At 71.3% G+C, this 2,433-nt stretch carries 4 protein-coding genes; 3 read left to right on the top strand and 1 reads right to left on the bottom strand.

Annotation, left to right across the window (positions count from 1 at the left end; all coding sequences use genetic code 11):
* The 3 genes from VM306_RS33270 to VM306_RS33280 all read left to right on the top strand — a co-directional run.
* Positions 1-1,087: DNA repair helicase XPB (locus tag VM306_RS33270; protein WP_325521959.1), on the top strand; the 1,087-nt coding region annotated here is incomplete at its 5' end.
* A 118-nt stretch (positions 1,088-1,205) separates the two neighbouring features.
* The gene (locus tag VM306_RS33275; RefSeq protein ID WP_325521961.1) at positions 1,206-1,832 is read left to right on the top strand and encodes a metal-dependent phosphohydrolase; all 627 of its coding nucleotides are present in this window, start codon (positions 1,206-1,208) and stop codon (positions 1,830-1,832) included.
* Complete coding sequence (locus VM306_RS33280; protein ID WP_325521963.1) at positions 1,829-2,242, top strand: VOC family protein; 414 nt, start codon at positions 1,829-1,831, stop codon at positions 2,240-2,242. Before VM306_RS33275 ends, VM306_RS33280 begins: the two co-directional genes overlap by 4 nt.
* Here the strand turns inward: VM306_RS33280 and VM306_RS33285 are convergent.
* On the bottom strand, positions 2,239-2,433 hold a 195-nt coding region (locus tag VM306_RS33285), incomplete at its 5' end, for a DUF4031 domain-containing protein (RefSeq protein WP_325521965.1). The two genes, VM306_RS33280 and VM306_RS33285, sit on opposite strands and share 4 nt — an antisense overlap.

The following is a 2,433-nucleotide window of genomic DNA, read 5'->3' on the forward strand; positions in this document are numbered from 1 at the left end:
CTGGCACGGCGGGTCCGGGGTCGTCGTCCTGCCCTGCGGAGCGGGGAAGACCCTGGTCGGCGCGGCCGCGATGGCCGAGGCGAAGGCGACCACGCTGATCCTCGTCACCAACACCGTCAGCGCGCACCAGTGGCGCACCGAGCTGCTCAAGCGCACCTCGCTGACGGAGGACGAGATCGGCGAGTACTCGGGCCAGCGCAAGGAGATCCGCCCGGTCACGATCGCGACCTACCAGGTGCTGACCACGAAGCGGAAGGGCGTCTATGCGCACATGGAGCTCTTCGACGCCCGCGACTGGGGCCTGATCGTCTACGACGAGGTGCATCTGCTGCCGGCGCCGATCTTCCGCCTCACCGCGGACCTGCAGGCCCGCCGCCGGCTCGGCCTGACCGCGACCCTCATCCGCGAGGACGGGCGCGAGGGCGACGTCTTCTCCCTGATCGGGCCCAAGCGCTACGACGCCCCCTGGAAGGACATCGAGTCGCAGGGGTACATCGCCCCCGCGGACTGCGTCGAGGTCCGGGTCACGCTCACCGACCACGAGCGGCTGCTGACCGCCACCGCCGAGGCCGACGAGCGCTACAAGCTCGCCTCCACCGCGCGCTCGAAGTCCCGCGTCGTCGAGGCCCTGGTGCGCAAGCACGCCGGCGAGCAGATCCTCGTCATCGGCCAGTACCTGGACCAGCTCGACGACCTCGGCGAGCGACTGGGCGTCCCGGTGATCAAGGGCGAGACGACCGTCAAGGAACGCGAACGCCTCTACGACGCGTTCCGCAACGGCGAGATCCACACCCTCGTCGTCAGCAAGGTCGCGAACTTCTCCATCGACCTGCCCGAGGCCGCGGTGGCGATCCAGGTCTCCGGCACCTTCGGCTCGCGCCAGGAAGAGGCCCAGCGCCTCGGCCGGGTGCTGCGTCCGAAGGCGGACGGCCGGACCGCGCGGTTCTACGCCATCGTTGCCCGGGACACCGTCGACCAGGAATTCGCGGCCCACCGCCAGCGCTTCCTGGCCGAGCAGGGCTACGCGTACCGCATCCTCGACGCCGAAGACGTGCTCGGTGCCGAGGACGCCGACGAGGCGAACTGACGCTCCATCAGGCGCAGCAGCGTCGCAACTTTGCTCTCGAAAGCGCAGATCCGCACGCGGAAACGCCGGAAAGCACGTGCGGATGTGCGCTTTCGGAAGTAGAGGCGAGGATGGGGCCGTGCGCACCGATGCCCTGACCGCCCGCTGGGACGGCCTGCTAGGTCGGCTCACGCGGGACGACCCGACCGCAACCGGCCGTGAGCTGATCGACCGCTGGGCCGAACCGCACCGGCGCTACCACGACCTCGCCCACCTGACGGCGGTGCTCGACGCGGTGCACGACCTGGCCGGGCACGCGGAAGACCTCGACGCGGTGCGCCTGGCGGTCTGGTACCACGACGCGGTCTACGCCGGCGCCCCGGACGACGAGGAGAACAGTGCCCGCCTCGCCGAGGCCGACCTGACCGGCCTCGCCCTCCCGCCTGCGCTCGTCGCCGAGACCGCCCGATTGGTGCGGCTCACAGCGACGCACGATCCGGCGCCCGGCGACTCGAACGGCGAGACGCTCTGTGACGCCGACCTGGCGATCCTCGCGGCCGGGCGGGCCGACTACGCGCGGTACGTCGAGGCCGTCCGGGCCGAGTACCCCCACGTCACCGACGAGACCTTCCGGGCCGGCCGCGCCACCGTGCTGGGCAACCTGCTCGCCCTGCCCACCCTGTTCCGCACGCCGGCGGGACAGCAACGCTGGGAGTCCGCCGCGCGGGCCAACGTCGCGGCTGAACTGGCTAGTCTCACCGCATGACCGACCCGGCGCGCGATCCGGACACGGTGCCGACCGCCGTCGGTCAGGTCGCCCTGCTGGTGCGCGACATCGACGCCACCGTCGCGTTCTACCGGGACACCCTCGCCCTGGCGCACTTCGGCACCTGGGGTGACCTGGCCTTCTTTCATGCTGGGTCCACCCGGCTGTTCTGCAGCAAGGTCGACGAGGCGAACTGGACCCCGCTGTCGACGGTCTACCTCTCGGTCGCCGATCTCGACGGGACGGTCGCCCGCCTGGAGCAGGCCGGGGTCGCGATGACGTTCCCACCGGGGCTGGTGCACACCCACGACGACGGCACCGAGGAGTGGATGGCGTTCCTGACCGACCCGGCCGGCAACACCCTCGGGCTGATGACCACCCGTTCCGGGACCGCGGCTAGTAAGAGCTAGGAGGCCTGGCGAAGCGAGGCCGGCACCTTAGGGGTGCGTAGGCCGACGGCCCGCAGCGCGCGGACGATGTCCCGCGGCGAAACCGGCGTCGCGCCGGCGGCGACCATGCGGTCGTACCACTCGGACGGGACGTCGTAGTGGTCCCGGTCGAAAGCCTTCGCGGGGATCCCAGCCACCGCCGCGAAGGCGTG

The organism is Lentzea sp., from assembly GCF_035525475.1.
In the GTDB taxonomy this organism is placed as follows: Bacteria; Actinomycetota; Actinomycetes; order Mycobacteriales; family Pseudonocardiaceae; genus Lentzea.